We start from the raw sequence: 25,987 nt of genomic DNA, 5'->3' as shown, positions 1-25,987 counted from the left end.
CCGTTCCGACGCGGAACGGGGCCACCGTCACACCCACGACGTGCGGAGACACAGGATCTTCGCGCTTCCTCTCGGGGCGGGTCACGACGGCCCGCTGCGACCTGCACACGCCCGGCCTAGGCTGCTGGGGACGCCCGCGGCAGACGCCGGAGCCCGCGGCGCGCGGCCCTCGTGCCGGCGGGTGCGGCGGGCGTCGGACAGACGACCCCGACCTGGACCCGACGCTCCGTGACCTCCTCCCCCCGCACCTCCGCCCCGGGCGACCCCGTCGACGGCCCGCACGACGACGCGAAGGACGCCCCCGCCAAGACCCGGCTCTCGCTCACCCAGGTGGTCGCAAGCGCTCTCGCCGCCGTCAGCGCCACGGTGCTGATGTCCTTCTTCGGCGTGGCCGGGACGATCATCGGCGCCGGCCTCGCGAGCGTCATCACGGTCATCGGCAACTTCCTCTACACGCGCTCGATCGAGAAGACGCACGAGCAGCTCAAGCCCGTCGTCACCAAGGTGGTGGCGCGCACCGGCCCCGGCGCCGGGCGCTCGCGCACCGCCGCGATGCGCGTCAGCGGCACCGCCACGACGGCGCGCGGCACCGTGGTCAGCACGTCGGACGCCGCGGACACCGCGGACACCCTGGCCGACGGCACCGTCCCCGGGACGGAGCCGCTCGACGCCACCGCGCCGCTCGACCCGACGCAGGAGCTCGGGGAGACCCGCCCCCTCGGGCCGGTGGGCGCTGTCGGCACCGGTCTCGCGGCCGACGGCGGCGCGGGGCCCGACGGCGGGACGGCCGACGGCGACGACGCGCCCGACGGCGAGGAGCCGGAGCCGCGCAACGCCTGGCTGCGCTTCGTGGAGAAGCACGGCACGAAGAAGGTGCTGGCCCTGTCGGCGGCGGCCCTGTTCGTCGTCGTCATGGGCGTGGTGCTGGTCGTCGAGCTCGTCATCGGCAAGCCGCTGTCCGACGCGGTGCGCGGTCAGGAGGGGTCCGGCACCAGCATCAGCCGCACCTCGAACGGCTCCGACGACTCGACCACCGTGCCCACCCCGACCAGCCCCGCCGAGGACCCGACGAACGTGCCCGGGGACGACTCCGACACGGGCACCGGCGACCGGGGGTCCGACGAGTCCACCACCGGCACCACCGACGGGACCACGGACCGGCCGACCGACGAGCCGACCGACGGGTCCACGGACCAGCCGACCGACGAGCCGACGGACGGCACCGAGACCGACGCCCCGACCGACGAGCCCACGGGCGGCACCGACACCGACGAGCCGGCGGAGGGCGCCGGTGACGGGTCCGACTCGTCCGACGGCGGCACCGACACCGGCACGGACACCGGCGCCGGGACGGGGACGGGGACCGGGGGCACCGTCCCCGACGCCGAGCAGGCCCCCGCCGCGACGCCGACCCCCACCCCGGCGTCCTGACACCGGGGCCCCGAGACGCCGAACAGGCGGTTGCTCCCGCTCTGACGCGCCGTGACGCGTGAGAACGGGAGCAACCGCCTGTTCGGGGCCCGGGAGGGTCAGTTCCCGAGCACGGCCTTGAGGAACTCCTGGGTGCGCTCGTGCCTGGGGTTCGTGAACATCGTCTCGGGGTCGGCCTCCTCGACGATCTTGCCGTGGTCGAACATCAGCACGCGGTTGGAGACGTCGCGGGCGAACTGCATCTCGTGGGTCACGAGCAGCATCGTGATGTCCGTGGTGCGGGCGATCTCGCGGAGCACGCCGAGCACGTCGGCCACGATCTCCGGGTCGAGCGCCGAGGTCACCTCGTCGAGCAGCAGGATCTCCGGGTCCATGGCGAGGGCCCGCGCGATGGCGACGCGCTGCTGCTGACCACCCGAGAGCTGGTTCGTCTTGAAGTCCCGCTTGTCGGTCATGCCGACCTGCTCGAGCAGCTCTTCCGCCCGCTGGACGGCCTCGGCCTTGCTCTTGCCGAGCACGTGGACCGGCGCCTCGATGATGTTCTCCAGCACGGTCATGTTGGGGAACAGGTTGAACTGCTGGAAGACCATCCCCACCCGGTTGCGCACGACGCGGCGCCGCTTCTCCGAGATCTCGACCCACTTGTCGCCCTTGTACTCGTGCGTGTAGGGGTCGCCGTCGATGAGGATGAGCCCGCCGTTCGCCTCCTCGAGGGTCATCAGCAGGCGCAGGATCGTCGTCTTGCCGGAGCCGGACGGTCCGATCAGGGTCACGCGGTCGCCCTGCGCGACCGAGAAGTTCAGTCCGTCGAGCACCACGTTGTCGCCGAAGCGCTTGGTGACGTCGCGGAACTCGATGGCGGGGGCGCCGTTCGAGGCGTTGCTCATGTTCTGGCTCCCAGTGGAGGTCGTGGTCGTCGGGTCAGGCAAGGCGCGTCTCCATCCGGCGGACGAGCAGCGACGTCGGGTAGCTCACCAGCAGGAAGAGCACCCCGACCAGGGTCAGCGGCTCGATGTAGGAGAAGTTCAGGGCGCCGTACTGCTGGGCTGCCTGGTACATCTCCACGACCGTGATGGCGAAGAGGTACGGCGTCTCCTTGAACATGGAGATCGCGTAGTTGCCCAGCCCGGGCAGCGTGTTCCGGATCGCCTGCGGGAGGATGACGGCGCGCCAGGTGCGCCCCTTGGGCAGGTTCAGCGCGGTGGCCGCCTCCCACTGGCCGCGCGGCACCGCCTCGATGCCGGCCCGGTACACCTCCGACATGTACGTGGCGTAGTGCACGCCGAGCACACCGAAGCCGATGACGAGCGGCGGGACGTCCACGAGCAGCAGCCACACGAAGACGAGCTGCACCAGCAGCGGCGTCATGCGGATGAAGTCGACGACGAACCGCAGCGGCGCGCGCACCCACCGCGTCGGCGCGCGCATGGCCAGGGCGATGAGCAGCCCCAGGATCGAGGCGATCACCATGCCCACGACCGTCGCCTCGATGGTGATGACCAGGCCGCGCAGGAGTGCCGGCAGGACATCCCATGCCGTGTCCCAGTTCCAGATGGCGTCGTCGTTCATGCCACACCCCCCTTCACGCGGGCGATCTCCGTCGGGACGCCCGGCTTGAGGCCGAAGACGTCACGCAGGCGCGGGCGGGTGCCGCGGCCGAGCCGGCGCTTGGCCCGCTCCTCGGCCCAGTTCATCCCCCACGTGAGTACGTACGCGATCACGAAGTAGATGACGAGGCCGACGCCGTAGCTGAAGAAGGTGTCCCTCGTGTCGCGCTGCAGCTCGTCGATCCACCAGTACACGTCGTGCAGGGTGATGTAGAACGCCAGGGCCGAACCCTTGAGCAGCTGGATCAGCAGGTTGGCGAGCTGCGGGATCATCAGGGCCCACGCCTGCGGGAAGATCACGCGACGCACCTTGTGGAACGTGCCGAGGTTGAGCGCCGTCGCGGCCTCCCACTGGCCCGTCGGGACGGACTCGATGGAGCCGCGCACGACCTCTGCGGCATAGGCGCCGTAGTTGAGCCCGAGCGCGACGATCGCGACGGCGAGCGCCTCCATCTTGAACCCGAAGACCGGGAGCACGTAGAAGAGCCAGAAGATCTGGACCACCAGCGAGGTGCCCCGGAAGAACTCGATCACGACGCGGGACGGCCCGCGCACCCAGAGGGAGCGGGTACGCGAGCCGAACCCCAGCACCAGCGCGACGAGCATGGCGAGAGCGGCACCGCCGATCGTCATCTCGAGCGTGACGACGACCGCGCTGCCCAGATCAGGAAGACTGTCGATCAGTGCCTGGAGATCATCCGACATGTGGTCAGGAATCCAGCCCCAGCTCGTCGGAGATCTTCGCGAGGTCGCCCTCGCACAGCATGTCCGCGGTCAGGCCGGGCGGGGGGTACTCCGCCTCGGTGAAGCCGAACGGCTCCATGATCTCGAGCCACTGCTCCTTGTCCTCCAGGATGGGCTTGAGCTTCTCGTTGTACGCCTCGAGCAGCTCGGTGTCGCCCTTGCGGAACACCTCGGCACCCGCGCCGATCTGCGGCACGTCGTCGATGGTCGCGACGAACGCGTCGGTCGCCTCGACCGGCTCGTCCGTGCTGTCGGCGAGCGCCCGGATCGAGATGCCCGTCAGCGCGAAGGCGTCGGCGCGGCCCGAGACGACGGCGTTGAGGCCGTCGGTCGAGTCGCCCACCGTGATCGTCTTGACCCCGGTCTTCTGGGCGTAGCCGTCCTCGATCGCGCCGCTGGTGACGGCGACGGTGAGGCCGGAGTCCTCCACCGACTGCCAGTCGGTGAGCTTGTCCGGGTTGCCCTCGGGCACGAGGAACGCGGTGGTGTACATGATGGTCGGCTCCGCGAACGCCGCCTGCTCGCAGCGCTCCGGCAGGATCGACATGCCCGCGCTCACGGTGTCGTAGCGCCCGGCGTTGAGACCCGGGATGAGCGAGTTCCACTCGGTCTGGGTGCCCTCGACCTCGTCGACACCGAGCTCTCCGAAGACCTTCTTGTCCAGCGCGATCGTCGCGCCGGTGAGCTCGCCGCCGTCGTCGTAGCTGTACGGCTTCTCGCCGTTGTACGCGACATTGACGGTACCGGCGTCCTGGATCGTCTGGAGCGCCGAGCCCCCGCCGTCCCCCGATCCGCCCTCGTCGACGCTCGAGCAGGCGGCCAGCGCGGTCATGGTGAGCACGGAACCGGCAGCGAGGAACGCCCGGCGGCGCTTCGTGGTCCTGGTGGACGACACGGTGTCTCCCTTCGTCGCCCGGCGGGAGTCCGCGCCGAGCCGTTGGTCTGGACGGTGCGACACGGTAGCCGCGATGCCGACGCTACGACAATCTATGTATCTACATGTCGGATTGTCTACAATCAGCGAGGGCGGGTCGCTCCGGCACGCCCGTCCCGACGTCATCGCAGGTCAGAGCAGTGTCGCCGGGACGAACGACCGTCGCGAACGGGTCCGTCATGCCCGAAAACGCCGGTCATGCCATGGTCACAAGAGGGTCACGATCTGGCCGGAGGTCGCGGCGCGGGATGATATGTCCCGGTCGGACGGTCCCCGACCGCCCTGGAAGGAGAGCAGATGACCCCATCGTCGTCGCCGGCCCCCGTCGGCAGCGCGCCGTTCCTGACGCCGGTGACGCGCCCGTCGACGGTCGACCTCATCACCGTCGAGCTGCGCAACGCCGTCTACTCGGGCGCCCTGGCGGTGGGGTCACCGATCCGCGAGGTCGAGATGTCGAGCCAGCTCGGCGTCAGCCGCGGGCCCTTCCGCGAGGCCGCGCAGCGCCTGGTGCAGGAGGGCCTGCTGCGCTCGGTGCCGGGCCGCGGGCTGAGCGTGGTCCGCATCGGCGCCGACCGGGTGCGCGCGCTGTACGAGGCGCGCACGACGGTCGAGACCTCGGCCGCGCCCCTCGCCGTCGAGCGCGCGACCCCGGCCCAGGTCGCGGCCGTCCGCGCCGCGCACGACGCCCTCGTCGACGCCGAGCGCAGCGAGGACGCCCGCCGCGTGGGCGACGCCGACCTCAACGTGCACTGGTCGCTCGTCGCGGCCGGCGGCAACCCGTGGTTGCTGCGCTGGATGACCACGCTCATCGTGGAGGTCCGCATCGCGAGCTTCACGCTCAGCGAGGACTACGCCGTCCGCAAGGACGCCGCCGAGTCGCACGTCGAGCTGGTCGAGCGCTTCGAGGCCCGCGACGCCGACGGCCTCGTCGCCGCCATCCGCACCAACCTCGAGGACGCCGTCACCCGCCTGCTCGAGCCGGAGACCGTCGAGGTCGAGACGTTCGACGAGCCCCGCCCGTCCCCGGCGCCGCGCCTCGACCCGATCACCCCGACGTTCCCCGAGCCGTGACCGCTGCTCACGCCCCGCGCCGGGCGGCGAGCTGCGCGCGGCGCTCGCGCTCGTAGTCCTCGGCACGCCACGAGGTGACCCCGGCGACGACGATCCCCGCCGGCCGGCCGTCGTCGCCGGGCAGCACCTCGACCGGCTCCCCGGGCGCCCCGAACCCCGGCTCGACGGGCAGCCGCAGGGCGTCGCCGTCGACGACCAGGCGCTCGGCGCCGGCGAGCGGGTCCTCGCGCCGCGGGTCGATCAGCCACAGGTCCCGGCCCAGCCGGACGAGGTCCGTCAGGCCCCACAGGTTGGCGAACCGGCCCGTGCCGCGGCGCAGGACGGCGTCCTCGTCCGCCGTGGGCGCGCCGGCGTCGAGGGCGGTCGCGACCAGCGCGAACAGGCCGGTGGCGATCGCGTCGGCCGGACCGTCGACCGCGTTCGTCAGCACGGACACGACGACGCCCCCGGCCGGGTCGGCCCAGGTGCGGCTGAGCTGGCCCGGGAACGCGCCGCCGTGCCCGACGACGCGACGGCCCTCGATCTCGCGCGCCTCGAAGCCCAGCCCGTAGCGCCGCGGCCGGGCGTGCGGGCGGTCGATCGCCGACTCGTCCCGCTGCAGCAGGCGACGCGTCTCCGGCCGCAGCAGGCCGGAGCCGTCGGCGTGCGCCGCGAACCACCGCGTGAGGTCGGCCGCCGTCGAGCAGAACCCTGTCGCCGCGGCCAGCGCGCCCGTGCGCACCGGCGCGACCGGCAGGCGCCCGTCGTCGGCGACGCCCAGGGCGGAGTACCCGACGACGGCGGGCGCGGCGTCGTCGAGCTCGGGCGTGGTGCGCCCCAGCCCGAGCGGGGCGAGGAGGTCGTCGCGCACGTGCCGCGCGAAGGCTGTCCCCGTGACCGCCTCGACCACCAGCCCGAGCAGCCCGTAGGCGAGGTTCGAGTACTTGAAGACCTCACCGCGGCCGAGGACCGGCCCGTCGTTCCGCACCGCCGTCACCAGGGCGCCCCGGTCCGGGAACGGCGCGCCGAGCTGCCAGAAGTCGGCGTCGGTGCCGTCGCGCCGCACGCCGCCGGTGTGTCCGAGCGCCTCGCGCAGGGTGACCCGCCCGACGGCGGTGCCCGCGAGCTCGGGCAGGTGCGCGTCGAACGGGTCGTCGAGGCGGAGCGCACCGCGGTCCGCGAGCCGGCCCACGGCCGTCGCCGTGAACGTCTTGGAGTGCGACGCCACCCGGAACACGTGGTCCGTGCGCAGCGGCTCGCCGGTCGCGACGTCGGCGACGCCCCAGGCGCCCTCGAGCACGACGTCGTCCCCGACGCGGACCGCGTACTGCACGCCCGGCACGCGCGCGAAGCCCGCCTGCGTGCCGACCCACGCGGCGAGGTGGTCGCGGTCGAACAGGTCGCGGGTCGCGGGCTCCGTGGACATCGGCTCCGTGGTCATGGGCGACACCCTGCCACGGCCGTCGCGTCGCTCCTCGTCCGTCGCCGATGAGTTCGGCGTCGGCGGCCCGTCCTAGCCTGGGACGTGACGCACGTCACCGACATCCCCGGGAGATCCCATGTCCGCGTCAGACCCCGGCCCGCCCCGCGACGACCTCGCCGTCGACGCCCACGGGCTCGTCAAGCACTTCACCACCCGCAAGCAGGTCACCAAGGCCGTGGACGGCGTCGACCTGCAGATCCCGACCGGCAGCGTCTTCGGGCTGCTCGGCCCGAACGGCGCCGGCAAGACCACGGTCGTGCGCATGCTCGCCACGCTGCTGCGCCCCGACGCCGGCACCGCCCGCGTGCTGGGGCACGACGTCGTGGCCGACGCCGACGCCGTCCGCTCCGCCGTCGGGCTCACCGGCCAGTACGCGTCCGTCGACGAGGACCTGACCGGCACCGAGAACCTGCTCATGCTGGCCCGCCTGTACGGGTTCACCGGGACGGCGGCGCGGCGCCGCGTCGAGGGGCTGCTCGACGCCTTCAGCCTGTCGGACGCCGGCCCCCGGCAGGTCAAGACGTACTCCGGCGGCATGCGGCGCCGCATCGACCTCGCCGCGTCGCTCGTGCTGGCGCCGCGCGTGCTCTTCCTCGACGAACCCACCACCGGGCTCGACCCCCGCAGCCGCAACCAGGTGTGGGACATCGTGCGGGTGCTCGTCGCCGACGGCGCCACCGTGCTCCTCACCACCCAGTACCTCGAGGAGGCGGACCAGCTCGCCGACCGCATCGCCGTCATCGACCACGGCACCGTCATCGCGGAGGGCACCTCCACCGAGCTCAAGCGCTCGGTGGGCCAAGGGGCGGTGTCGATCCGGCTGGCCGACGCCGGCCAGCGGTCCGCCGCGGCGAGCGTCGTCGAGAAGGTGCTGGGCACCGAGCCCACCCTGCCCACCGATCCCTATGCGCTGTCGGCCCGCGTCCCCGACGACGGCGCCGCCTCGGTGGCGCAGCTGCTGCCCGCGCTCGGGGAGGCAGGCATCGCCGTGCCGGAGTTCACGCTCGGCCAGCCGAGCCTCGACGAGGTGTTCCTCACCCTGACGGGCCAGCCGCTGCCGGCCGACGACGAGGAGCCCGCCGACGCCCAGGAGGTGTCCCGATGACCGCGTCCGCCGAACCCGCCGAGATCACGACCACCACGCTGCGCCAGGCCGTCGCGCTCACCGAGCCGCCCGCACGACCGTCCGCGCTCTCGATGACCCTGACCTTCGGGTGGCGCGCGCTGCTGAAGATCAAGCACGTGCCCGAGCAGCTGTTCGACGTGCTGGTCTCCCCCGTGATCTTCACGCTGATGTTCACGTACCTGTTCGGCGGCGCGCTCGCCGGGTCCACGTCCGCGTACATCCAGTTCCTGCTGCCCGGCATCCTGGTGCAGACCATCGTCATCGTCACCGTGTACACGGGCTACACGCTCAACACGGACATCACCAAGGGCGTCTTCGACCGGTTCCGCTCGCTGCCGATCTGGCGGCCGGCGCCCATCGTCGGCGCCCTGCTGGGCGACACCGTGCGCTACTCCATCGCGTCGGTCATGACGATCGGTCTGGGCCTCGTCCTCGGGTTCCGCCCCGACGGCGGGGTGGTCGGCGTCGTGCTCGGCGTGCTGCTGCTGCTCGTCTTCGCCTTCTCGCTGAGCTGGATCTTCACGATCCTCGGCCTGCTGCTGCGCACCCCGAACGCCGTGATGGGCGTGTCGATGATGGTGCTGATGCCGCTGACGTTCGCGTCGAACATCTTCGTGGACCCGTCGACGATGCCCGCCGCCCTGCAGCGGTTCGTCGAGATCAACCCGGTCACGCACCTCGTCACCGCCGTGCGCGGGCTGATGGCCGGCACCCCCGACGGCGGCGAGATCGTCTGGGTGCTCGTCGCCTCCGTCGTCCTCACCGCCGTCTTCGGCCCGATCACCATGCACCTGTACCGCACCCGCCACTGACCCACCCGTCGTGGGTGGGCTCGTGGCCCTGTTTCGACGTCAGACCGGGCCATGGCCCACCCACAACGGACGCCTGTGGAAACCGGGCATCGCGGCTCCCTTGGTCCGGGACCCTGCGAGCATGCGTCAACCCGCCCAGGACCACCCCGCCCGTTTCACGTCCGTACCGGCATCGACCGTGGCCGCTGTCGTGCGCTCTCAGCGGTGCTGAACGGCGGCGTCGCCTTCAGTCACACCACGGCGCTCCGCCTCCTGGGCGTGGAGCTGCCGTGGACCGAGGCGCACGACACCGACCTGCACGTGGTCTCGCGGCGCCAGGAGGATCGTGTCGATCGACCCGGTGTGGTGTCGCACCGATCCCGACAGTCCTTTCTCCACACCATCGAGATCGACGGGCTGACCGTGACGAGCCCCGCCCGGACGTTCGTCCACGTGGCCACCTCCCTGAGACTGCCTGACGACGTGGTCGTCCTCGGTGACGCGATGATGCGACGCACGCTGCCGCTCGTGACCCGGCCCAGGTCCTGAAGGACCCGACGGAGTTCGTCGCCCGCGTACGTCAGGCGATCAGGTCCGCAACCCGCCGGTTGTGGGTGTGATCGTGGCCCGGCTTCTTCTCACTACCGGGCCACGATCACACCCACGACGTCAGGCGGCGGTGGTCGAGGCGTCGTCCTGGTCGAGCTCCTCGTCGCACTTGCGCGTCACGACCAGCACCGGGCAGGCGGAGTGGTGCAGCACCGCCTGGCTGGTGGACCCGAGCAGCAGACCGCGGAAACCCCCGCGGCCGCGGGAGCCGACCACGACGAGGTCGGCGCCGGTGGAGAACTCGGTGAGCAGCTCGGCGCCCGTGCCGTCGAGCACGTGCCGCTTGATCGTCACGCCCGGGTTCGCCGCCTGGGCTCGGTCCACGGTCACGTCGAGGCCGGCCTTGACGTCGGCGAGGACGGTCTCGTGGTCGATCTGCGACGGCAGCCAGGCCAGGATCCCCGCCCCGCCCCCGAGCGGCACGCCGGCGACGGCGACGAGCTCCGCGTCCCACGCCCTCGCCTGTGCGACGGCGTGCTTCAGCGCCACCTCGGCCGACGGCGACCCGTCGACACCCACGACGATGCGGCGCACCTCGTGCACCGCGTCCCCGTCACGGCGCTCCGCGGCGTCGGTGCTGCCGCCGCCTTCGCCGCGGTACGGCACCACCACCGTGGGGCAGTGCGCGTGCGCCGGCAGGGCCGACGAGACGGTGCCGAGCAGCCGCTCGGTGAACCCGCCCTTGCCCCGGGTACCCACGACGGCGAGCGCGTGCTCGCGCGACATCTCGACGAGCACGCCGGCGGCGTCCCCCGTCGCGACGGTGCCGGTCACCGGGACCCCGCTGGCGGCGACGCGCTCCTCCGCCTCGGCGAGGACCGCCTTGGCGCCCTCCTGGATCGCGGTGTCGTCCAGGGCGGCGTAGCCGCCGTCGAGCGACGCCGCCGTGAACGACGGCAACGAGTAGGAACAGACGACGTGCAGCCCCCACCCCACACGCCGCGCGTACGCGGCAGCCCAGTCGAGGGCGTGCAGGCTGGCTGCAGACCCGTCGACACCTACCAGGACGACCTCAGGCCGTGTCATCTCGCGCCTCCTGTCCGCTGGCGAGGAGCCCGCCCTCGTCGTCGAGGGCGCCTGGTTCAAGCGTAGCGAAAGGATGGCGCAAGGCACAGCAAAGCAGCCCCGGGACACGTCGACCCCCGTGCTCGGGAGCACGGGGGTCGACGACGTCAGCGGGCGGCGTGAAGGCCGCGCCGCGTCAGAAGACGCGCAGCGCGATGGCCTCCGACTCGGACTGCCACATCTTGTGGTAGCCGGTCTCCCAGTTGATGGGGCGGGAGGCCTCGACGACCATCCCGTCGCCCGCGTAGATGCCGATGTGGCCCGGGCTCCAGATGAGGTCACCCGGCTGCAGGTCCGAGAACGGGATCTGCTTGCCAGCGTATCGCTGGTCCGAGGAGGTCCGGGGCAGGTCGATGCCGAGCTGACCGTAGACGTAGGACGTGAGGCCGGAGCAGTCGAAGCCGGACGGGCTGGCCCCGCCGACGACGTAGGGCGTCCCGATGTAGCGCATCGCGATCGAGACGGCCTGCTGGCCGAGCGACGAGTTGGACGAGGTCGCCTCGGCCTCCGCCGGCGCCTCGGTGCGCTCCGCGGAGCGGGAGGCGGTGTCGGTGAAGCGCTCGGTGCTCTCCTCCTCGACGACGGGCTCCGGCTCCGGCTCCGGCTCGGGGGCCGGGGTGATCTCCGACTTGGAGATCGCCTTCTTGCTGATGGTCTCGACGTCGACCTTGGCCTTGGCCTCGACCGTGACGACCGGAGCCGCCTCGAGCGCCTCGCGGGCCTGGTCGCTCAGGGCGCCCAGGTCGACGGTGCTGAGCTTCTTCGCCGAGTCGGTGTCGACCGGGGCCGCCTGCGCGGCACTGGCGCTGGCGAAGGTCGAGACGAGCAGGCCGCCGGCGGCTGCGGCGACGACGGCCCGACGACCGGTCACCGACGAGCCGACGCTCTGGACCAGCCCGCCGAGCGGACGGCGCGCGGCACGGTGCCGGGCGCGCGTGGTACGTGCGTTCACGTGTTCCCTCTCCTGTCGCCTACGAGGTCAGCTGTCGGGTTCGGGTGGGAGAAACACCCGGCCTCACGGACCAGGTCCGTGCGACTTCACCCCAAGGACGCCGTGGAACAGCGCCCGAAATTGGGTCCCCCGCCCCTGCGTGCGGTCAAGGTCCCCGACCGGCTGCAGGGCTCGGCGTTCCGGTCGAGACCCGGCGGATCACCCGCCGAGTGGTTGACACCGTAGCGGACGCGCGAGTCGATGTCACGTTTCGGTCACAGCGCCTGTGGACGCCGTGCCGTAGGTCACATCCGCCCAGGTCGAACCGGTTGCCCGCGCACGACGGAGCCCCGCCGCGCACAGGGCGCGACGGGGCTCCGGGAGCGGGTCGGACGGACTCAGCCGACGCGGATGAAGGTGGGGTTCGACTGCCAGATGGCGCGGTACTTGACGACGTCGCCCGGCTTCGGGGCGTCGATCTGCATGCCGTCGCCGGCGTAGATCGCGACGTGCCCCGGGGTCCAGACCAGGTCGCCCGGCTTCGCCTCGGAGGCGGAGACGACCGTGCCGGCGTAGCGCTGGGCGGACGAGGTGCGCGGCAGGCTGATGCCGACCTGCGCGTAGACGTACTGCGTGAGGCCCGAGCAGTCGAAGCCGGACGGGCTGCTGCCGCCGGAGACGTACGGCACGCCCACGTAGCGCATCGCGATGGAGACGATCGCGGAGCCGTTCGCGGACGCCGGCGCCTCGACGGCCTCGCGCTCGTCGGAGCGCGACGCCGTCTCCGAGGACCGGGACGCGTCGTCGGTGGACGACGTGTCGGCGACCTGCTCGACGACGGGCTCCGGCTCGGGCTCGGGCGCCGGGGTGATCTCGGCCGCGGCCGCGATCTTGGCGGTGACCTTCTCGACGTCGACCTTGGCCTTGGCGTCGACGGTGACGACCGGCGCGGCCTCGAGGGCCTCGCGGGCCTGGTCGGTCAGGGCGCCGAGGTCGACGGTGCTGAGCTTCTTGGCGGCGTCGGTGTCGACCGGAGCGGCCTGCGCGGCACCCGCGCTGGCGAAGGTCGAGACCAGGAGGCCACCGGCGGCGGCGGCCACGGCCACACGGCGGCCTGCGGCGCCGGACGGGGCGAGGGCGATCGGACGACGGGCGGCGCGGTGCCGGCCGTGGTTCGTGCGTGCGCTCACGTGTCTACCTCTCCTGTCGCCTGCGAGGTCAGCTGTCGGGTTCGGGTGGGAGAAACACCCGGCCGTCCGTTCCCGTGACCGGGCCCGTCCGGCTTCACCCCGAGGACGTCGTCTCCGACGCCCGAAGTGGGTCCCCCGCTCCTGCCGTGCGGATGTCCGTGGAGCTCGGCCGGTGGCAGGGTTCGGCGGTCCGGTCGAGCGCCCGCAGGATGAACTCCGGCGAGCGCCCCGACCGTACCGGACAACCCCGGGCGATGTCACGCTGCGGTCACGATGTGGCGTGCCGGCCCGGCGCAGGAGCCGGCCCGCAGGTCAGCGGCTCGCGACGAACAGGTGCTTCGCCAGCTCCTCGGGCAGGTCGAGCACGATGCCGGACCCCTCGACCTCCACCGCGACGTCCTCGCCGGCGGTGCGCGCGACGATCTGCGCGCCCGGCACGAGGCCGGACTCGGCGAGACGCGCCAGCAGCTCGATGTCCACCTGGAGCGGCTCGGCGATCCGCTGGAGGACCAGCTCCACGCCGTCGCCGTCCGTCAGGCCCGTCGCCCTGCGCGCCTCGAGCACGCCCGGCAGGGACTGCACGCCCTCGAGGAACGGCACGTCCTGGTACTGCTCCCCCAGCTCGGACAGCCCCGGGATCGGGTTGCCGTACGGGTCGGCGTGGGGGTGGTCGAGCAGGGTGACGAGCCGCTTCTCGACGAGGTCGCTCATCACGTGCTCCCAGCGGCACGCCTCGGTGTGGACGTGCTCCCAGTCGAGCTTGATGACGTCGGTGAGGAGCCGCTCGGCGAGGCGGTGCTTGCGCATCACACGGGTCGCCTTGGCCTGCCCGGCCTCGGTGAGCTCCAGGTGCCGGTCGCCCGTCACGACGACGAGACCGTCGCGCTCCATGCGTGCCACCGTCTGCGACACCGTCGGCCCGGAGTGCCCCAGTCGCTCCGCGATGCGGGCGCGGAGCGGCGGGATGCCCTCCTCACCGAGCTCGTAGATCGTCTTGAGGTACATCTCGGTGGTGTCGATCAGGTCGGTCACGTCCACTCCCGTCTTTCGGCGCGGCCTAGTCTATTCGCACGCGTGGGCGCAGGGCGGGTCGCGCGGCGCCGTCGTGCGCGCTCCCGGCGAGACATCCTGCCCTGCCCCACCCACGACCGCTCCCCCTCGCCCGGAACCGGAGACACCATGCCCGCTGCGTCGAGCCACCCGAGCCGTTCGATCCACCCGAGCGTGGTCATCCCCGCGTCGCTGCTCCCGTCCGACGGCAGGTTCGGGTCCGGCCCGTCCAAGGTGCGCCCCGCCCAGGTGGCCGCGCTGGCCGCGGCGGGCGACCCGGCGGCCCCGGTGCTGGGGACGTCGCACCGGCAGCCGGCGGTGAAGGACCTCGTGCGGCGCGTCCGCGCGGGCCTCGGCGAGCTCTTCGCCCTGCCCGACGGGTACGAGGTGGCGCTCGGGAACGGCGGGTCGTCAGCCTTCTGGGAGGTCGCCGCCGCGTGCCTCGTCGAGCGGCGCGCGCAGCACGCCGTGTTCGGGGAGTTCGGCGGGAAGTTCGCCGCGGCGACGACGCGCGCGCCCTTCCTCGCCGACCCGGACGTGGTGTCGGCCGCGCCCGGCACCGTGGCGCACCTCACGCCGGTCGACGGCGTCGACGTATACGCGACGCCGCACAACGAGACCTCCACGGGGGCGATGGCGCCGGTGCGCCAGGTGCCCGGCGCGCGCGCCGACGGGGCCCTGCTGCTCGTGGACGCGACGTCGGGCGCGGGCGCGCTGCCCGTCGACGTCGCCGACACCGACGTCTACTACTTCGGCCCGCAGAAGGTCTTCGCGGCCGACGGCGGCCTGTGGCTCGCCGTCTGCTCGCCGGCCGCGGTCGAGCGCGCCGAGCGCGTGGAGGCGACCGCCGGGACGGCCACCGGGCGGTGGGTGCCGGAGTTCCTGTCGCTGACGACCGCGCTCGCGAACTCGCGTCTCGACCAGACGCTGAACACGCCGGCGGTCGCGACGCTGGTGCTGCTCGCCGAGCAGGCCGAGTGGCTCCTGGAGCAGGGCGGCCTCGCGTGGTCGAGCGCGCGCACGGCGGAGTCCGCCGGGGCGCTCTACGACTGGGCCGGCGCCCGCGACTGGGCGACGCCGTTCGTCGTCGACCCGGCCGAGCGGTCCACGGTCGTGGCGACGATCGACCTGGACGACGCGATCGACGCCACCGCCGTCGTGCGCGTCCTGCGGGAGAACGGCGTCGTGGACGTGTTCCCGTACCGCAAGCTCGGCCGCAACCAGCTGCGCGTGGGCGTCTTCCCCGCCGTCGAGCCCGACGACGTCCGGGCCCTTACGGCGTGCGTCGATCACGTGGTGGCGCACCTCGGCTGACGCGCCCGCCGAAGGGGCCTCCCGGAAACCCTCTGCATCGTCCCAGGTCAACGAGCATTTTTCACCCGCTAGGTCACGGGCTGATAACGTGCCGCCTCGTCATAGACGGGCGATGTAGCCGGGAGGCCCCGCATGCCGGAGATGCACCATTTCACCTACGGGATGATCACCCCGCTGCTCGCGTACGTCGCGTCGTGCCTCGGGGCGGCCACCGGCCTGTCCGCGACGGCGCGCGCCCGCGCCGCGACGGACACGAAGACGCGCGCGGCGTGGCTGCTGGTGGCCTCCGTCGCGATCGGCGGCACGGGCGTCTGGGTCATGCACTTCGTCGCCATGCTCGGCTTCACGGTCACCGACATGCCCATCAACTACGACGTGCCGCAGACCGTCCTCAGCGCCCTCGTGGCCGTGGTCGTCGTCGCGCTCGGGCTGTTCCTCGTCGGCTTCGCGGGCGACCGGCCCCTGTGGCTGGTCTCCGGCGGCATCGTCGCCGGGCTCGGCGTGGCCGCGATGCACTACATGGGCATCGCCGCCATGCGCATGACGGGCCACATGGAGTTCTCGCTGCCCGTGGTGGGTCTCTCCGTGCTCATCGCGATCGTCGCGGCGACGGCAGCCCTCTGGCTCAGCGTGAACGTGCGCGGACGCGCCGCGACCCTCGGTGCGGCCCTCATCATGGGCGTCGCCGTCAGCGGCATGCACTACACCGGCATGGCCGCGCTGACCATCACCGGGACGCCGGGGGTGCCGACGACCGGCACCACCGCCATCGACCTGCTCGGCCCCCTCATCCTCGGGATCGCGGCGCTCACGGTCGCGCTCATCTTCGTCGTCCTGATGTGGCCGAACGAGGAGGAGATGCGCGACCAGCAGGAGTTCGAGGCCCGGATGCAGCGGCGCGCGAACGGGATCACCCCGCCGGCGCGTCGCTCCTCCCGGCGCGAGCCGGCCGCGCACCGGCACTGAGCGACGTCCGGTCGCTGCCCGGGCGCCGTCCGCGCGGGTCAGGCCGTCGTCGGCACCCGCTCGGCGTCGGCGCGGCTCAGCTCGCGCCGCACGCCGTCGCGCGTGGTGACGCCCTCGAGCACCTCGCGGTCGAGGTAGACGACCTCGAGGTGGGGCCGGGACAGCACCCGGTAGCGCACCCGCAGGTGCCAGCGCCGCACCGCCCAGACGGTCGCGCCGGCGGCGACGAGGAACGTGGCGATCGAGCCCACGAGGATCGACCAGCGGGGGCCCCACGCCTCGCCGATCCAGCCGACGATCGGCGACCCGATCGGCGTCGCGCCCTGGAAGATCATGATGTAGAGCGCCATCACGCGGCCGCGCATCACGGGGTCGGTCGAGACCTGCAGCGCGCTGTTGGCCGCCGTCATCATCGTGAGCGAGGCCAGCCCCACGGGGATGCACGCCAGCACGAACGACGAGTAGGTGGGCATGAGCCCGAGCACCGCCGTCGTGACCGCGAAGGCGAACGCCGAGCCGATCACCAGGCGCACCCGCGGGCGGTCGCGGCGGGCGGCGAGCAGGGCCCCCGCGAGGGAGCCGATCGCCAGCACCGAGCCGAGGATCCCGTACTCGCTCGCCCCGCGGCCGAACTCGACGCGCGCCATGAGCGCCGAGGTGAGCTGGAAGTTCAGGCCGAACGTCGAGACGACGAACATCACGACCATGATCACGACGATGTCGGACCGCTGGCGCACGTAGCGGACGCCCTCGCGGATCTGTCCCTTGGCGCGCGGTGCGGCGGCCTGCGGCCGCAGCTCCCGGACCCGCATGAGGGCCAGGGCCGCGATCGTCGCCCCGAAGGTGACGCCGTTGATCACGAACACCCAGCCGGCGCCGACGGCGGCGATGAGCAGCCCGGCGACGCCCGGCCCGATGAGGCGCGCGGCGTTGAACGACGCGCTGTTCAGGCCGACGGCGTTGGGCAGCTTGGAGGCCGGCACCATGTCGGCGACGAAGGTCTGGCGCGCGGGGTTGTCCAGCGCGGACACGACGCCGAGCAGGAGCGCGAAGACGTAGACGTGCCACAGCTCCGCCCGACCGGACAGCACGAGGGCGCCCAGGGCGAGGGCCAGCACGCCCATCCCGCCCTGCGTGGCCATGAGGAGACGACGGCGCGGCAGCCGGTCGGCGAGCACGCCCGCCCACGGGGACAGCAGGAGGAACGGCACGAACTGGAGGGCCGTGGTGAGGCCGACGGCGATGCCGGAGTCGTCGCTGAGGTCGGTGAGGACGATCCAGTCCTGGGCGATGCGCTGCATCCACGTGCCGACGTTGGCGACGAGGGCGGCTGCGAACCAGATGCGGTAGTTCGTGTACTTGAGGGAGGAGAAGGTGGCGCTCATCGGTCGAGCTCCCCGGCTTGTTCGTCGCTCGCGGGGGCCACGGATCTCCTTCTCCTCGGGGTGTCGTCGACCGTGGCAACAGGTTATCGAATCGTTCTATTCCCCGCCCGGGGAGTGACGCGTCCCACGCCTCCCGCCCGGTCCAGTACGGTATGCGCCGTGCGCACCGAGATGTCCCTCGCGGAGACCCTGAACGAGCTCGGCCTCCTGGGAGGCCGAACCCTGCCCCGTTTCGTCACGTCCGTCGGCGGCGCCGGCGACGAGCTCGAGGTCGTCGCCGACGCCCGGGCGGTGAAGAACCTGCCCGGGCCGCTCAAGCTCGCCACCCGCCTGGTGCCCGCCGTCCGGTCGCGGCTGCGGGTCGAGGGCTTCGACGGCGGGGTCGCCGTGCTCTCGGTCGACGCCAGCGCCGGCGGTCTGCCCGCGCACAAGCTGCTGGGACTCGCCAAGAACCGCATCGAGTCGGTCCTGTCCGCGAAGGGCCTGCCCGCCGGTTCCGTGCAGATCCGCCCCGACGCCCGCATCGCGCTCGACGTGCAGCGGCTGCTCGCCGCCCGCTACCCGGGCACCGTCGTGCAGGGCATGACGTTCGCCGACGGCCGCGTCGCCGTCGACACCGCCGCCTGAGCCCGCCCCCCTCCCGTGGTGGCGGGACGACTACCGGCTACCTGACGGTGGCGGGGAGCACCTCGAGGTCGTCGGCGTGCTCCTTGACGTAGCTTCCCGCCTCGTCCTTCGCGATCGCCTTCATCAGCGGGTCGAACCGCTCGCGGTCGAGGACGACGATCGACTGCCCGTCGTCGCTGCGCCCGGTGCCCGAGTAGGGAGCGGTCATGAAGTCGACGTCGTTGGTGCTCAGCCCGCGCGCACTCATGTAGAGGTTGCGCATTCGGTCGATGGTGAACCCGTCGTCCGCGGCGACCGACTTGCTCACCGTGGTGAAGAACTCGGTCATCATGCCGACGTCGTTCCGGTTGTTGTTGACCTTGGCGAGGATGGCGCGCATCCAGTTCTGCTGCCGCTGCACGCGGCCGAAGTCGCCGTTCGCCAGGCCGTGGCGCTGGCGCGTGTACGTGAGCGCCTCCTCGCCGGACATCATGTGGACGCCCTTCGAGAAGAAGACCTGCTTGCCGTCTCCGATGTCCTCCGGCACGCGGATGCGCACGCCGTCGAGCGCGTCCGTCATCGACGTGAACGACTCGAAGTCGGTCACCACGAAGTGGTCGATCTTCACGCCGGTGAGGTCCTGGACCGTCTGGATCATCAGCGCCGGGCCGCCGTAGGAGAAGGCCGCGTTGATCTTGGCCTCGCCGTGCCCCGGGATCGGCACCCACGAGTCGCGCGGGATCGAGACCACCTGGGCGCTCTTCCGGTTCGCCGGGAGGTGCACCAGCATGATCGCGTCGGTGCGCTGCGCGCCGGCCTTCCACTGCGACGGGTCGCCGGCGGAGATCCGGCTGTCCGAGCCCAGCACGAGCAGGTTGACCGCCTCGGTCTCCTCCTCGACCTCGGGGCTGCTGCTCGCCGGGATCTCGGCGAACGGGTCGCCGATCCGCTCGATGTTGTTGTCGAGAGCGCGCTGGAACCACCAGGCGGCGCCGAAGCCCCCGGCGGCCAGCAGCAGCACGAGCACCCCGACGACGGCCAGAGCGCGGCGGCTGCGGCGCGCCTCGGTGCGGGCGTGGCGGTACGGGGTGTTGGCTCGGGTCACAGGGCGGGATCCTACGGCCCGGCCGGGGAGATCCGGTGTTCCGCCCGTGCGGCTTCCCGCCGTACCATTCGCCCGGGCACCGCCGGACGGCTGCGGGCTCCACGAGCGAGGTGAAGGGCACGACCATGCACGGCACCGGGGCGACGCCGTCGTCGGAGCGTTCCCGCGTGCTGCTGGTCACGCACCACTACCCGCCCGAGCACGGCGCCCCGCAGCGGCGGTGGGACACGCTGACGCCGCGCCTCATCGACGCGGGCGTCGGCGTCGCGGTCCTCACCCCGCCGCCGCACTACCCGAGCGGGCGGCTGCAGGACGCGGCCGCCGACCACCGGCCGGGGTCGGTCTCCCTGGGCCGGCACGGCGAGCGCGTGGTCCGCACCAGGTTCCGCCCGCACGCCGCCGACCTGCTGTCGCGCACGGTGGACCAGGCCGTGGCCGCCGCGAGCGCCGTCGTGCTGGGACTACGGCACTTCCGGCAGCGGGACGAGCGGCCCGACGTCGTGGTCGGCACCGTGCCCGGCATCCCGTCGATGTTCGCCGCCTGGTTGCTGGCTCGCCTGCTGCGCGCCCGGCTCGTGATCGAGATGCGCGACGCCTGGCCCGACCTCATCGAACCCAGCGGCGTGCTCGACGCGCGGCGCTCCGCCGGCTCCCGCGCCCTCGCGGCCGCGCGCGCCCTGGTGCACCGCGCGGTCACGCGGCTCCAGTCGCGCGCGGACGCCGTCGTCACGACGACCGAGACGTTCGCCCAGGTGCTGCTCGAGCGGGGCGTGCGACGCGTCGCCGTCGTGCGCAACGGCACGTCGTTCCAGCCGCTCACCGCGGACGACGCCGAGGGCCTGCGCGACCTCGACCCGCCGCCGGCGCGTCCGCTGCGCGTCGTGTACGCGGGGACGGTGGGGCGAGCCCAGGACCTGCAGTCGGTGGTGCGCGCCGCGGCACAGGTGGCCCGGCGCGGCCTGCGGCTCGACGTCCGCATCGTCGGCGCGGGCGCCCGTGTGCCGTTCCTCGAAGGTCTGGTGGCCGAGCTCGACGCCCCCGTGACGTTCGTGGGGGCTGTGCCGCACGACGAGATCCGCCGCTACTACGCCTGGGCGGACACCGTGGTGGTGTCGCTGCGCGACTGGAAGCCCCTGGAGTGGACCGTGCCGTCGAAGCTGTACGAGGTGATGGCGTCGGGGGCGTACGCCACCGCGTGCGTGGCCGGCGAGGCCGCCGCGCTGGTGCGGCGCTCCGGCGCCGGGTCCGTGGTGGCGCCCGGCGACGTCGACGCGCTCACCGAGCTGTGGGCGGGCTGGGCGACCTCCGGCGACGTGCCCGTCGCCGACCCGCGCGCCGCGGAGTGGGTGGCGCAGAACGCGGACGACGACACGCTCGCCGCGCGGTACCTCGACCTGCTGCACGAGCTCACCGGCCCGGCGACCCGGCCCCGCGACGAGACGCCCCGATGACGCGCGTGCGCGAGCTGGCCCGCAACGCGCGCTTCGCCGCGTCCTTCGTGGGCGGCGCGCTCCGCACCGACCCGGCGTGGCTGGTGCTCCAGGCGGCCCGGCGCACCCCGGCCCGGGTGAGCGCCGTCGTCGTGCCGTGGGTGGAGCGGGCGCTGGGCGACGGGACCTCCGGGGAGGCCGGTCGGCTGCGTGCCGCGTGGCAGGACGGCGACGTCGCGGCGCTGCGCGCGGCCGCCCCCACGACGCGCGCCGGGCGCCGGGTCCGGGCGTCGTTGCTGGGTCAGGTGGCCGTGCTGGAGGACGGGCGACGCCCGGAAACGTCTCACGATACGGACGGTTTCCCGGGGCGAGCGGGTGAAAAACGGGCGCGCACCGGACCGGGTGAAATCTCGCCCGGTTCCGACGTCCCGGTCGCGATCCACCACCACCTCACCAACTCGCTGCCGCACACGCAGAGCGGGTACACCCTGCGCACCCACGCCATCCTCACGGCCCAGCGAGCCGCTGGGCACGGGGTCACCGCCACCACCCGCGCGGGCTACCCGCTGATGATCGGGGCGCTCGGCGCCCGCGGCGCGGACGTCGTCGACGGCGTGACCTACCGGCGCCTGGTGCCGCGGTCCCTGCCCGCCGACCACCGGGGCCGCGCCGCGGACGGCGTCGACCTCCTGGCCCGCGCCCTCGACGCCGCGCGCCCCGCCGTCGTGCACGCCACCACGCCGTGGACCACGGGCGACGCCGCCCGCGCCGCCGCCGCGCGGGTCGGAGTGCCCTGGGTCTACGAGGTGCGAGGGCTGCCGGAGGAGACGTGGGCGGCGTCGCACCCGACGCCGGAGGGCCGCGAGCGCGCCGCGGCGTCGGAGCGGTTCGCGCTGCTGCGCGCCCGCGAGACGGATCTCGCACTCTCCGCGGACCACGTCGTCACGCTCAGCGGCACGATGCGGGACGAGCTCGTGGGCCGCGGGGTGCCCGGCGAGCGCATCACGGTGGTGCCGAACGCCGTCGACGGCGCGCTGCTGGGCCCCGCGCCGTCGACCGCCGAGGCGCGCGCCGCGCTGGGCCTGCGCACCGCGCGGTTCGTCGTCGGCACCGTGAGCAGCGTCGTCGGCTACGAGGGCCTGGACACCGTGCTGCGCACGGTCGCCCTGCTGCGCTCGCGCGGCGTCGACGTGTCCGCGCTGATCGTGGGCGACGGCGTCGACCGGCCGCGGCTGCTGCGGCTCGCCGCCGAGCTCGGGCTGGGCGAGCACGCCCACCTGCCCGGCCGGGTGCCGCGGGACGTGGCGCGCACCTACCTCGCCGCCCTCGACGTCGTGCTGGTGCCGCGCCGCCCCGACCGCGTCACGCGCCTCGTCACGCCGCTCAAGCCCGTCGAGGCGATGGCCATCGGGCGGCCGGTCGTCGCCAGCGACCTGCCCGCGCTCGCCGAGGTGCTCTCGCCGCTCGAGCCCTCGCGGCCGAGCGGCGGCGCGCCCGCCGGCGTGCTGGTGGACCCCGACGACGTCGAGGCCTGGGCCGACGCCGTCGCGCGCGTGCTCGACGACGACGCCCATCGCGCCGCGCTCGTCGACGCCGGCCGGCACGTCGCCGCCGAGCGGACGTGGGAGCGGCTCGTGGGTCGGTACGCCGACGTGTACGCGCGCCTCACGGCACACTTCTGAGAACGAACCGGCGGAGGGACTGGCAACGATGCGAGGAATCGTCCTGGCGGGCGGCAGCGGCACCCGGCTGCACCCGATCACCCTCGGGGTGAGCAAGCAGCTGGTACCGGTCTTCGACAAGCCGATGATCTACTACCCGCTGTCGACGCTGCTGCTCGCGGGCATCCGCGACGTCCTGGTGATCACGACACCGCACGACGCCGAGCAGTTCCGTCGGCTGCTGGGCGACGGGTCGCAGTTCGGCATCTCGATCTCCTACACGGTGCAGCAGGTGCCGAACGGGCTGGCGCAGGCGTTCGTGCTGGGCGAGGAGTTCATCGGGTCGGACGCCGCGGCGCTGGTGCTCGGCGACAACATCTTCTACGGGCAGGGGCTGGGCGACCAGCTGCAGAAGTACACGTCCGTCGACGGCGGCGCCGTGTTCGCCTACCGGGTCGCGGACCCGACGGCGTACGGCGTGGTCGAGTTCGACGCCGACGGGCGCGCCGTGTCGCTGGAGGAGAAGCCGGCCCAGCCGAAGTCGAGCTACGCCGTGCCCGGCCTCTACTTCTACGACAACGACGTGGTCGAGATCGCCAAGGGCCTGGAGCCGTCGGCGCGCGGCGAGTACGAGATCACCGACGTCAACCGCGCCTACCTCGAGCGCGGGGACCTGCACGTGGAGGTGCTGCCGCGCGGCACCGCCTGGCTCGACACCGGCACGTTCGACTCCCTGCTGGAGGCGTCCGACTTCGTCCGCACGATCGAGCGCCGCCAGGGGCTCAAGGTGGGTGCGCCCGAGGAGGTCGCGTGGCGGCGCGGCTTCCTGTCGGACGACGAGCTCCGCGAGCGGGCCGAGAAGCTGACCAAGTCCGGCTACGGCACGTACCTGCTCGGGCTGCTGGAGCAGTAGCCCTACCGACGACCGGGCAGGCTCAGGCCAGCACCTCGGCCGCGGCGGCGTCCCAGCGCTCCGCCCAGTCGCCGATGGGCGCGACGCCCGCGGCCGCCAGGGCGCCGTGGCCGAGCACGGAGAACGCCGGCCGCGGCGCGGGGCGGACGAACGCGTCGGACGTCGTGGGCTCCAGCGGGGTCGTCAGGCCCGCGGACGCGAGGATGCGGCGGGTGAACCCGAACCACGACGTCCGGCCCGACGCCGTGCCGTGGTACGTCCCCGCCGGGGCGCCCCCCTCGACGAGCCGGACGATCAGGTCGGCCAGGTCGCGGGTCCAGGTGGGCTGGCCGACCTGGTCGTCCACGACCGCGAGGCGGTCCTTCTCGGCGCCGAGTCGCGCCATCGTCCTCGGGAAGCAGCCACCGTGCGCCCCGTACAGCCAGGCCGTGCGCACGATCAGGTGGTCCGGCGCCTCCGCGCGCACGGCCCACTCCCCCGCGGCCTTGGTGCGCCCGTACGCCGACACCGGCGCGAGCGGCGCGTCCTCGGCGTAGGGCGCGGTCGCGGCACCGTCGAACACGTAGTCGGTGGACACCTGCACGAGGCGAGCGCCCTCCCGGTGCGAGGCCCGCGCCAGGTGCGCCGCACCGGTCGCGTTGACGCGGAACGCGTCGTCCTCGTGGGCCTCGGCGTCGTCGACCGCCGTCCACGCCGCGCCGTTGACCACGACGTCGGACCCGCGCACCGCCGCGCCGACGGCGTCGGCGTCCGTGACGTCGAGGTCCGACCGGCCCAGCCCGACGACGTCCTCGCCACCGTCCCGGAGGCGAGCCAGCAGGTCGGTGCCCAGCATGCCCGCGGCGCCGACGACCAGCCAGCGTCGGGGCGCGGGGGTGGTGGGCGGCACCGTCGTGGTCTCGGTCACCGTAGGATCCTACGGGCCCCACCGTCGTCGACACCTGGCCGAAACCTCGCGAAGGAGCGCCCCGTGCAGATCCGTGAGCTGACCGTCCCCGGTGCCTACGAGATCACGCCGCAGCAGCACGGCGACCCTCGCGGCGTCTTCCTCGAGTGGTTCAAGGCAGGGCCGTTCGCGGACGCCGTCGGCCACCCGCTCGACCTGCGGCAGGCCAACGCCTCGGTGTCGGCCGCCGGCGTGCTGCGCGGCATCCACTTCGCCGACGTCCCGCCCGGCCAGGCGAAGTACGTCACCTGCGCGAAGGGCGCCGTCCTCGACGTCGTCGTCGACGTCCGCGTCGGCTCGCCCACCTTCGGGCGGTGGGACTCCGTCCTGCTCGACGACGTCGACCGCCGCGCCATCTACCTGGGCGAGGGTCTCGGGCACGCGTTCATGTCCCTGGAGGACGACTCGACCGTGCTCTACCTGTGCTCCGCCGGCTACGACCCCGGCCACGAGCACGGCATCCACCCCCTGGACCCCGACGTCGGCATCGAGTGGCCCACGACGGCGCGCGACGGGTCGCCCCTCGTGGCTCAGCTGTCCGACAAGGACACCGCCGCCCCCGGCCTCGCCGAGGCGAGGGCCCAGGGACTGCTACCCACCCACGACGCCGTCGAGGACTACCTCGCGTCGCTCCGCGGCTGACGCCGCGCGCCCCTACTGGCCGCTGCGGGCGTACTTCGCCTCCACGGCCGCCTTGGCCGGGCGCCACCAGTCCTCGTTCGCCCGGTACCAGTCGACCGTCGCGGCCAGGCCGGAGCGGAAGTCGGTGAACTGCGGGGTCCAGCCGAGCTCGGTGCGCAGCTTCGTGGCGTCGATCGCGTAGCGCAGGTCGTGCCCGGGCCGGTCGGCGACGTGGTCGAAGTCGTCCGCGTCGCGCCCGAACAGCTCGTTGAGGGTGCGGACCACCTCGAGGTTGTTGGTCTCGCCGTCGGCGCCGATCAGGTACGTCTCCCCGACGCGGCCGCGGTCGACGATCGCCCACACGGCGGCGTTGTGGTCGTGGACGTGGATCCAGTCGCGCACGTTCAGCCCCGCCCCGTACAAGCGGGGCCGGATCCCGTCGATGAGGTTGGTGACCTGCCGCGGGATGAACTTCTCCACGTGCTGGTACGGGCCGTAGTTGTTCGAGCAGTTCGAGATCGTCGCCTCGATGCCGAACGAGCGTACCCACGCGCGCACCAGCAGGTCGGAGCCGGCCTTCGTCGACGAGTACGGGCTCGAGGGGTTGTACGGCGTCGCCGGGGTGAACCTCTCGTCGCCCTCCAGCGGCAGGTCGCCGTACACCTCGTCCGTCGAGATGTGGTGGTACCGCACCCCGTGGCGGCGCACCGCCTCCAGCAGGGTGAACGTGCCCACCAGGTTGGTCTGCACGAACGGCGACGGGTCCGTCAGCGAGTTGTCGTTGTGCGACTCCGCGGCGAAGTGCACGACGACGTCCGCGTCCGCGACCAGGCCGTCCACCAGCTCCGCGTCGGTGATCGACCCCTGCACGAAGCTCACCCGGTCCGCGACCGGGTCCAACGACGACCGGTCCCCGGCGTACGTCAACGCGTCCAGCACCGTCACCACGGCGCCCGGGCGCTCCGTCACCGTCTGCTGGACGAAGTTCGCCCCGATGAACCCGGCGCCGCCGGTGACCAGAACGCGCAT

At 73.1% G+C, this 25,987-nt stretch carries 25 protein-coding genes and 2 riboswitches; of the genes, 12 read left to right on the top strand and 13 right to left on the bottom strand.

From position 1 onward, the window contains the following. Positions 1 to 228: 228 nt before the first annotated feature. A complete protein-coding gene (locus ACFQ8T_RS18535) occupies positions 229 to 1,431 on the top strand; it encodes a hypothetical protein (protein WP_430547953.1) in 1,203 nt (400 codons plus the stop codon). 98 nt (positions 1,432 to 1,529) lie between these two features. Here ACFQ8T_RS18535 and ehuA read toward each other — a convergent pair whose 3' ends face one another. Genes ehuA through ACFQ8T_RS18515 form a run of 4 tightly spaced genes read right to left on the bottom strand, consistent with a single transcriptional unit; the run spans position 1,530 to position 4,677 of the window. Then, positions 1,530 to 2,318 (bottom strand): ectoine/hydroxyectoine ABC transporter ATP-binding protein EhuA, encoded by a 789-nt coding sequence (gene ehuA / locus ACFQ8T_RS18530; protein WP_430547952.1) that lies wholly within the window; start codon positions 2,316 to 2,318, stop codon positions 1,530 to 1,532. 34 nt (positions 2,319 to 2,352) lie between these two features. After that, the gene (ehuD, locus tag ACFQ8T_RS18525) at positions 2,353 to 3,000 is read right to left on the bottom strand and encodes an ectoine/hydroxyectoine ABC transporter permease subunit EhuD (protein ID WP_430547951.1); all 648 of its coding nucleotides are present in this window, start codon (positions 2,998 to 3,000) and stop codon (positions 2,353 to 2,355) included. Next, complete coding sequence (locus ACFQ8T_RS18520; RefSeq protein WP_430547950.1) at positions 2,997 to 3,743, bottom strand: amino acid ABC transporter permease; 747 nt, start codon at positions 3,741 to 3,743, stop codon at positions 2,997 to 2,999. Before ACFQ8T_RS18520 ends, ehuD begins: the two co-directional genes overlap by 4 nt. Before the next feature lie 4 nt (positions 3,744 to 3,747). Continuing rightward, a complete protein-coding gene (locus tag ACFQ8T_RS18515) occupies positions 3,748 to 4,677 on the bottom strand; it encodes a transporter substrate-binding domain-containing protein (RefSeq protein ID WP_430547949.1) in 930 nt (309 codons plus the stop codon). A 336-nt stretch (positions 4,678 to 5,013) separates the two neighbouring features. On the opposite strand from ACFQ8T_RS18515, the gene ACFQ8T_RS18510 reads away from it, so the two are divergent. Further along, a complete protein-coding gene (locus tag ACFQ8T_RS18510; protein ID WP_430547948.1) occupies positions 5,014 to 5,787 on the top strand; it encodes a GntR family transcriptional regulator in 774 nt (257 codons plus the stop codon). Positions 5,788 to 5,794: 7 nt separating this feature from the next. On the opposite strand, the gene ACFQ8T_RS18505 is transcribed toward ACFQ8T_RS18510, so the two are convergent. Next, positions 5,795 to 7,207, bottom strand: a complete 1,413-nt coding sequence (locus tag ACFQ8T_RS18505; protein WP_430547947.1) for a serine hydrolase domain-containing protein — start codon at positions 7,205 to 7,207, stop codon at positions 5,795 to 5,797. A 118-nt stretch (positions 7,208 to 7,325) separates the two neighbouring features. Between ACFQ8T_RS18505 and ACFQ8T_RS18500 the strand changes: the two genes are divergently transcribed. The 3 genes from ACFQ8T_RS18500 to ACFQ8T_RS18490 all read left to right on the top strand — a co-directional run bounded on the left by ACFQ8T_RS18500 (position 7,326) and on the right by ACFQ8T_RS18490 (position 9,715). Beyond that, positions 7,326 to 8,354: an ATP-binding cassette domain-containing protein gene (locus ACFQ8T_RS18500; RefSeq protein WP_430547946.1), complete on the top strand. Its 1,029-nt coding sequence runs from the start codon at positions 7,326 to 7,328 to the stop codon at positions 8,352 to 8,354. Then, on the top strand, positions 8,351 to 9,187 hold the full coding sequence (locus ACFQ8T_RS18495; RefSeq protein WP_430547945.1) for an ABC transporter permease: 837 nt from the start codon (positions 8,351 to 8,353) through the stop codon (positions 9,185 to 9,187). The genes ACFQ8T_RS18500 and ACFQ8T_RS18495 overlap by 4 nt, the downstream gene beginning before the upstream one ends. 204 nt (positions 9,188 to 9,391) lie before the next feature. Next, a complete protein-coding gene (locus tag ACFQ8T_RS18490; RefSeq protein WP_430547944.1) occupies positions 9,392 to 9,715 on the top strand; it encodes a hypothetical protein in 324 nt (107 codons plus the stop codon). Positions 9,716 to 9,835: 120 nt separating this feature from the next. On the opposite strand, the gene ACFQ8T_RS18485 is transcribed toward ACFQ8T_RS18490, so the two are convergent. The 4 genes from ACFQ8T_RS18485 to ACFQ8T_RS18470 all read right to left on the bottom strand — a co-directional run bounded on the left by ACFQ8T_RS18485 (position 9,836) and on the right by ACFQ8T_RS18470 (position 13,993). Further along, positions 9,836 to 10,801 (bottom strand): universal stress protein, encoded by a 966-nt coding sequence (locus ACFQ8T_RS18485; protein ID WP_430547943.1) that lies wholly within the window; start codon positions 10,799 to 10,801, stop codon positions 9,836 to 9,838. 175 nt (positions 10,802 to 10,976) lie between these two features. Beyond that, on the bottom strand, positions 10,977 to 11,792 hold the full coding sequence (locus ACFQ8T_RS18480) for a C40 family peptidase (protein WP_430547942.1): 816 nt from the start codon (positions 11,790 to 11,792) through the stop codon (positions 10,977 to 10,979). Next, positions 11,793 to 11,979, bottom strand: a riboswitch (cyclic di-AMP (ydaO/yuaA leader). Positions 11,980 to 12,169: 190 nt separating this feature from the next. Next, positions 12,170 to 12,961: a C40 family peptidase gene (locus ACFQ8T_RS18475; protein ID WP_430547941.1), complete on the bottom strand. Its 792-nt coding sequence runs from the start codon at positions 12,959 to 12,961 to the stop codon at positions 12,170 to 12,172. Positions 12,962 to 12,964: 3 nt separating this feature from the next. Continuing rightward, positions 12,965 to 13,142, bottom strand: a riboswitch (cyclic di-AMP (ydaO/yuaA leader). Between the two features lie 131 nt (positions 13,143 to 13,273). After that, on the bottom strand, positions 13,274 to 13,993 hold the full coding sequence (locus tag ACFQ8T_RS18470; RefSeq protein WP_430547940.1) for a metal-dependent transcriptional regulator: 720 nt from the start codon (positions 13,991 to 13,993) through the stop codon (positions 13,274 to 13,276). A gap of 147 nt (positions 13,994 to 14,140) precedes the next feature. On the opposite strand from ACFQ8T_RS18470, the gene serC reads away from it, so the two are divergent. Continuing rightward, the gene (gene serC, locus ACFQ8T_RS18465; RefSeq protein ID WP_430547939.1) at positions 14,141 to 15,325 is read left to right on the top strand and encodes a phosphoserine transaminase; all 1,185 of its coding nucleotides are present in this window, start codon (positions 14,141 to 14,143) and stop codon (positions 15,323 to 15,325) included. A gap of 132 nt (positions 15,326 to 15,457) precedes the next feature. Continuing rightward, entirely contained in the window at positions 15,458 to 16,291 is an 834-nt protein-coding gene (locus ACFQ8T_RS18460; protein WP_430547938.1) for an MHYT domain-containing protein, read from the top strand. A gap of 38 nt (positions 16,292 to 16,329) precedes the next feature. Here the strand turns inward: ACFQ8T_RS18460 and ACFQ8T_RS18455 are convergent, their stop codons facing one another. Then, the gene (locus ACFQ8T_RS18455; RefSeq protein WP_430547937.1) at positions 16,330 to 17,676 is read right to left on the bottom strand and encodes an MFS transporter; all 1,347 of its coding nucleotides are present in this window, start codon (positions 17,674 to 17,676) and stop codon (positions 16,330 to 16,332) included. A gap of 159 nt (positions 17,677 to 17,835) precedes the next feature. Between ACFQ8T_RS18455 and ACFQ8T_RS18450 the strand changes: the two genes are divergently transcribed. Beyond that, positions 17,836 to 18,303, top strand: a complete 468-nt coding sequence (locus tag ACFQ8T_RS18450; protein ID WP_430547936.1) for a hypothetical protein — start codon at positions 17,836 to 17,838, stop codon at positions 18,301 to 18,303. A gap of 37 nt (positions 18,304 to 18,340) precedes the next feature. Here the strand turns inward: ACFQ8T_RS18450 and ACFQ8T_RS18445 are convergent, their stop codons facing one another. Beyond that, complete coding sequence (locus tag ACFQ8T_RS18445; RefSeq protein ID WP_430547935.1) at positions 18,341 to 19,387, bottom strand: LCP family protein; 1,047 nt, start codon at positions 19,385 to 19,387, stop codon at positions 18,341 to 18,343. Between the two features lie 110 nt (positions 19,388 to 19,497). Here ACFQ8T_RS18445 and ACFQ8T_RS18440 point away from each other — a divergent pair, with 110 nt between their 5' ends. The 3 genes from ACFQ8T_RS18440 to rfbA are packed head-to-tail and all read left to right on the top strand — an operon-like array spanning position 19,498 to position 23,391. After that, positions 19,498 to 20,838 (top strand): glycosyltransferase family 4 protein, encoded by a 1,341-nt coding sequence (locus ACFQ8T_RS18440; RefSeq protein ID WP_430547934.1) that lies wholly within the window; start codon positions 19,498 to 19,500, stop codon positions 20,836 to 20,838. Further along, the gene (locus ACFQ8T_RS18435; RefSeq protein WP_430547933.1) at positions 20,835 to 22,499 is read left to right on the top strand and encodes a glycosyltransferase family 4 protein; all 1,665 of its coding nucleotides are present in this window, start codon (positions 20,835 to 20,837) and stop codon (positions 22,497 to 22,499) included. Before ACFQ8T_RS18440 ends, ACFQ8T_RS18435 begins: the two co-directional genes overlap by 4 nt. A gap of 28 nt (positions 22,500 to 22,527) precedes the next feature. Next, positions 22,528 to 23,391 (top strand): glucose-1-phosphate thymidylyltransferase RfbA, encoded by an 864-nt coding sequence (gene rfbA, locus ACFQ8T_RS18430; protein WP_430547932.1) that lies wholly within the window; start codon positions 22,528 to 22,530, stop codon positions 23,389 to 23,391. Positions 23,392 to 23,413: 22 nt separating this feature from the next. On the opposite strand, the gene rfbD is transcribed toward rfbA, so the two are convergent. After that, positions 23,414 to 24,298, bottom strand: a complete 885-nt coding sequence (gene rfbD / locus ACFQ8T_RS18425; RefSeq protein ID WP_430547931.1) for a dTDP-4-dehydrorhamnose reductase — start codon at positions 24,296 to 24,298, stop codon at positions 23,414 to 23,416. Positions 24,299 to 24,361: 63 nt separating this feature from the next. Between rfbD and ACFQ8T_RS18420 the strand changes: the two genes are divergently transcribed. Further along, positions 24,362 to 24,979: a dTDP-4-dehydrorhamnose 3,5-epimerase family protein gene (locus ACFQ8T_RS18420; protein ID WP_430547930.1), complete on the top strand. Its 618-nt coding sequence runs from the start codon at positions 24,362 to 24,364 to the stop codon at positions 24,977 to 24,979. Between the two features lie 12 nt (positions 24,980 to 24,991). Here ACFQ8T_RS18420 and rfbB read toward each other — a convergent pair whose 3' ends face one another. Continuing rightward, positions 24,992 to 25,987, bottom strand: coding sequence for a dTDP-glucose 4,6-dehydratase (gene rfbB, locus ACFQ8T_RS18415; RefSeq protein WP_430547929.1), 996 nt, complete (start codon positions 25,985 to 25,987; stop codon positions 24,992 to 24,994).

This window comes from Isoptericola sp. NPDC056618, assembly GCF_042792715.1.
GTDB classification, from domain to species: domain Bacteria; phylum Actinomycetota; class Actinomycetes; order Actinomycetales; family Cellulomonadaceae; genus Isoptericola; species Isoptericola nanjingensis.
Note: the sequence above shows the minus strand (reverse complement) of the source record. Positions and strands in the feature narration are given on the sequence as shown.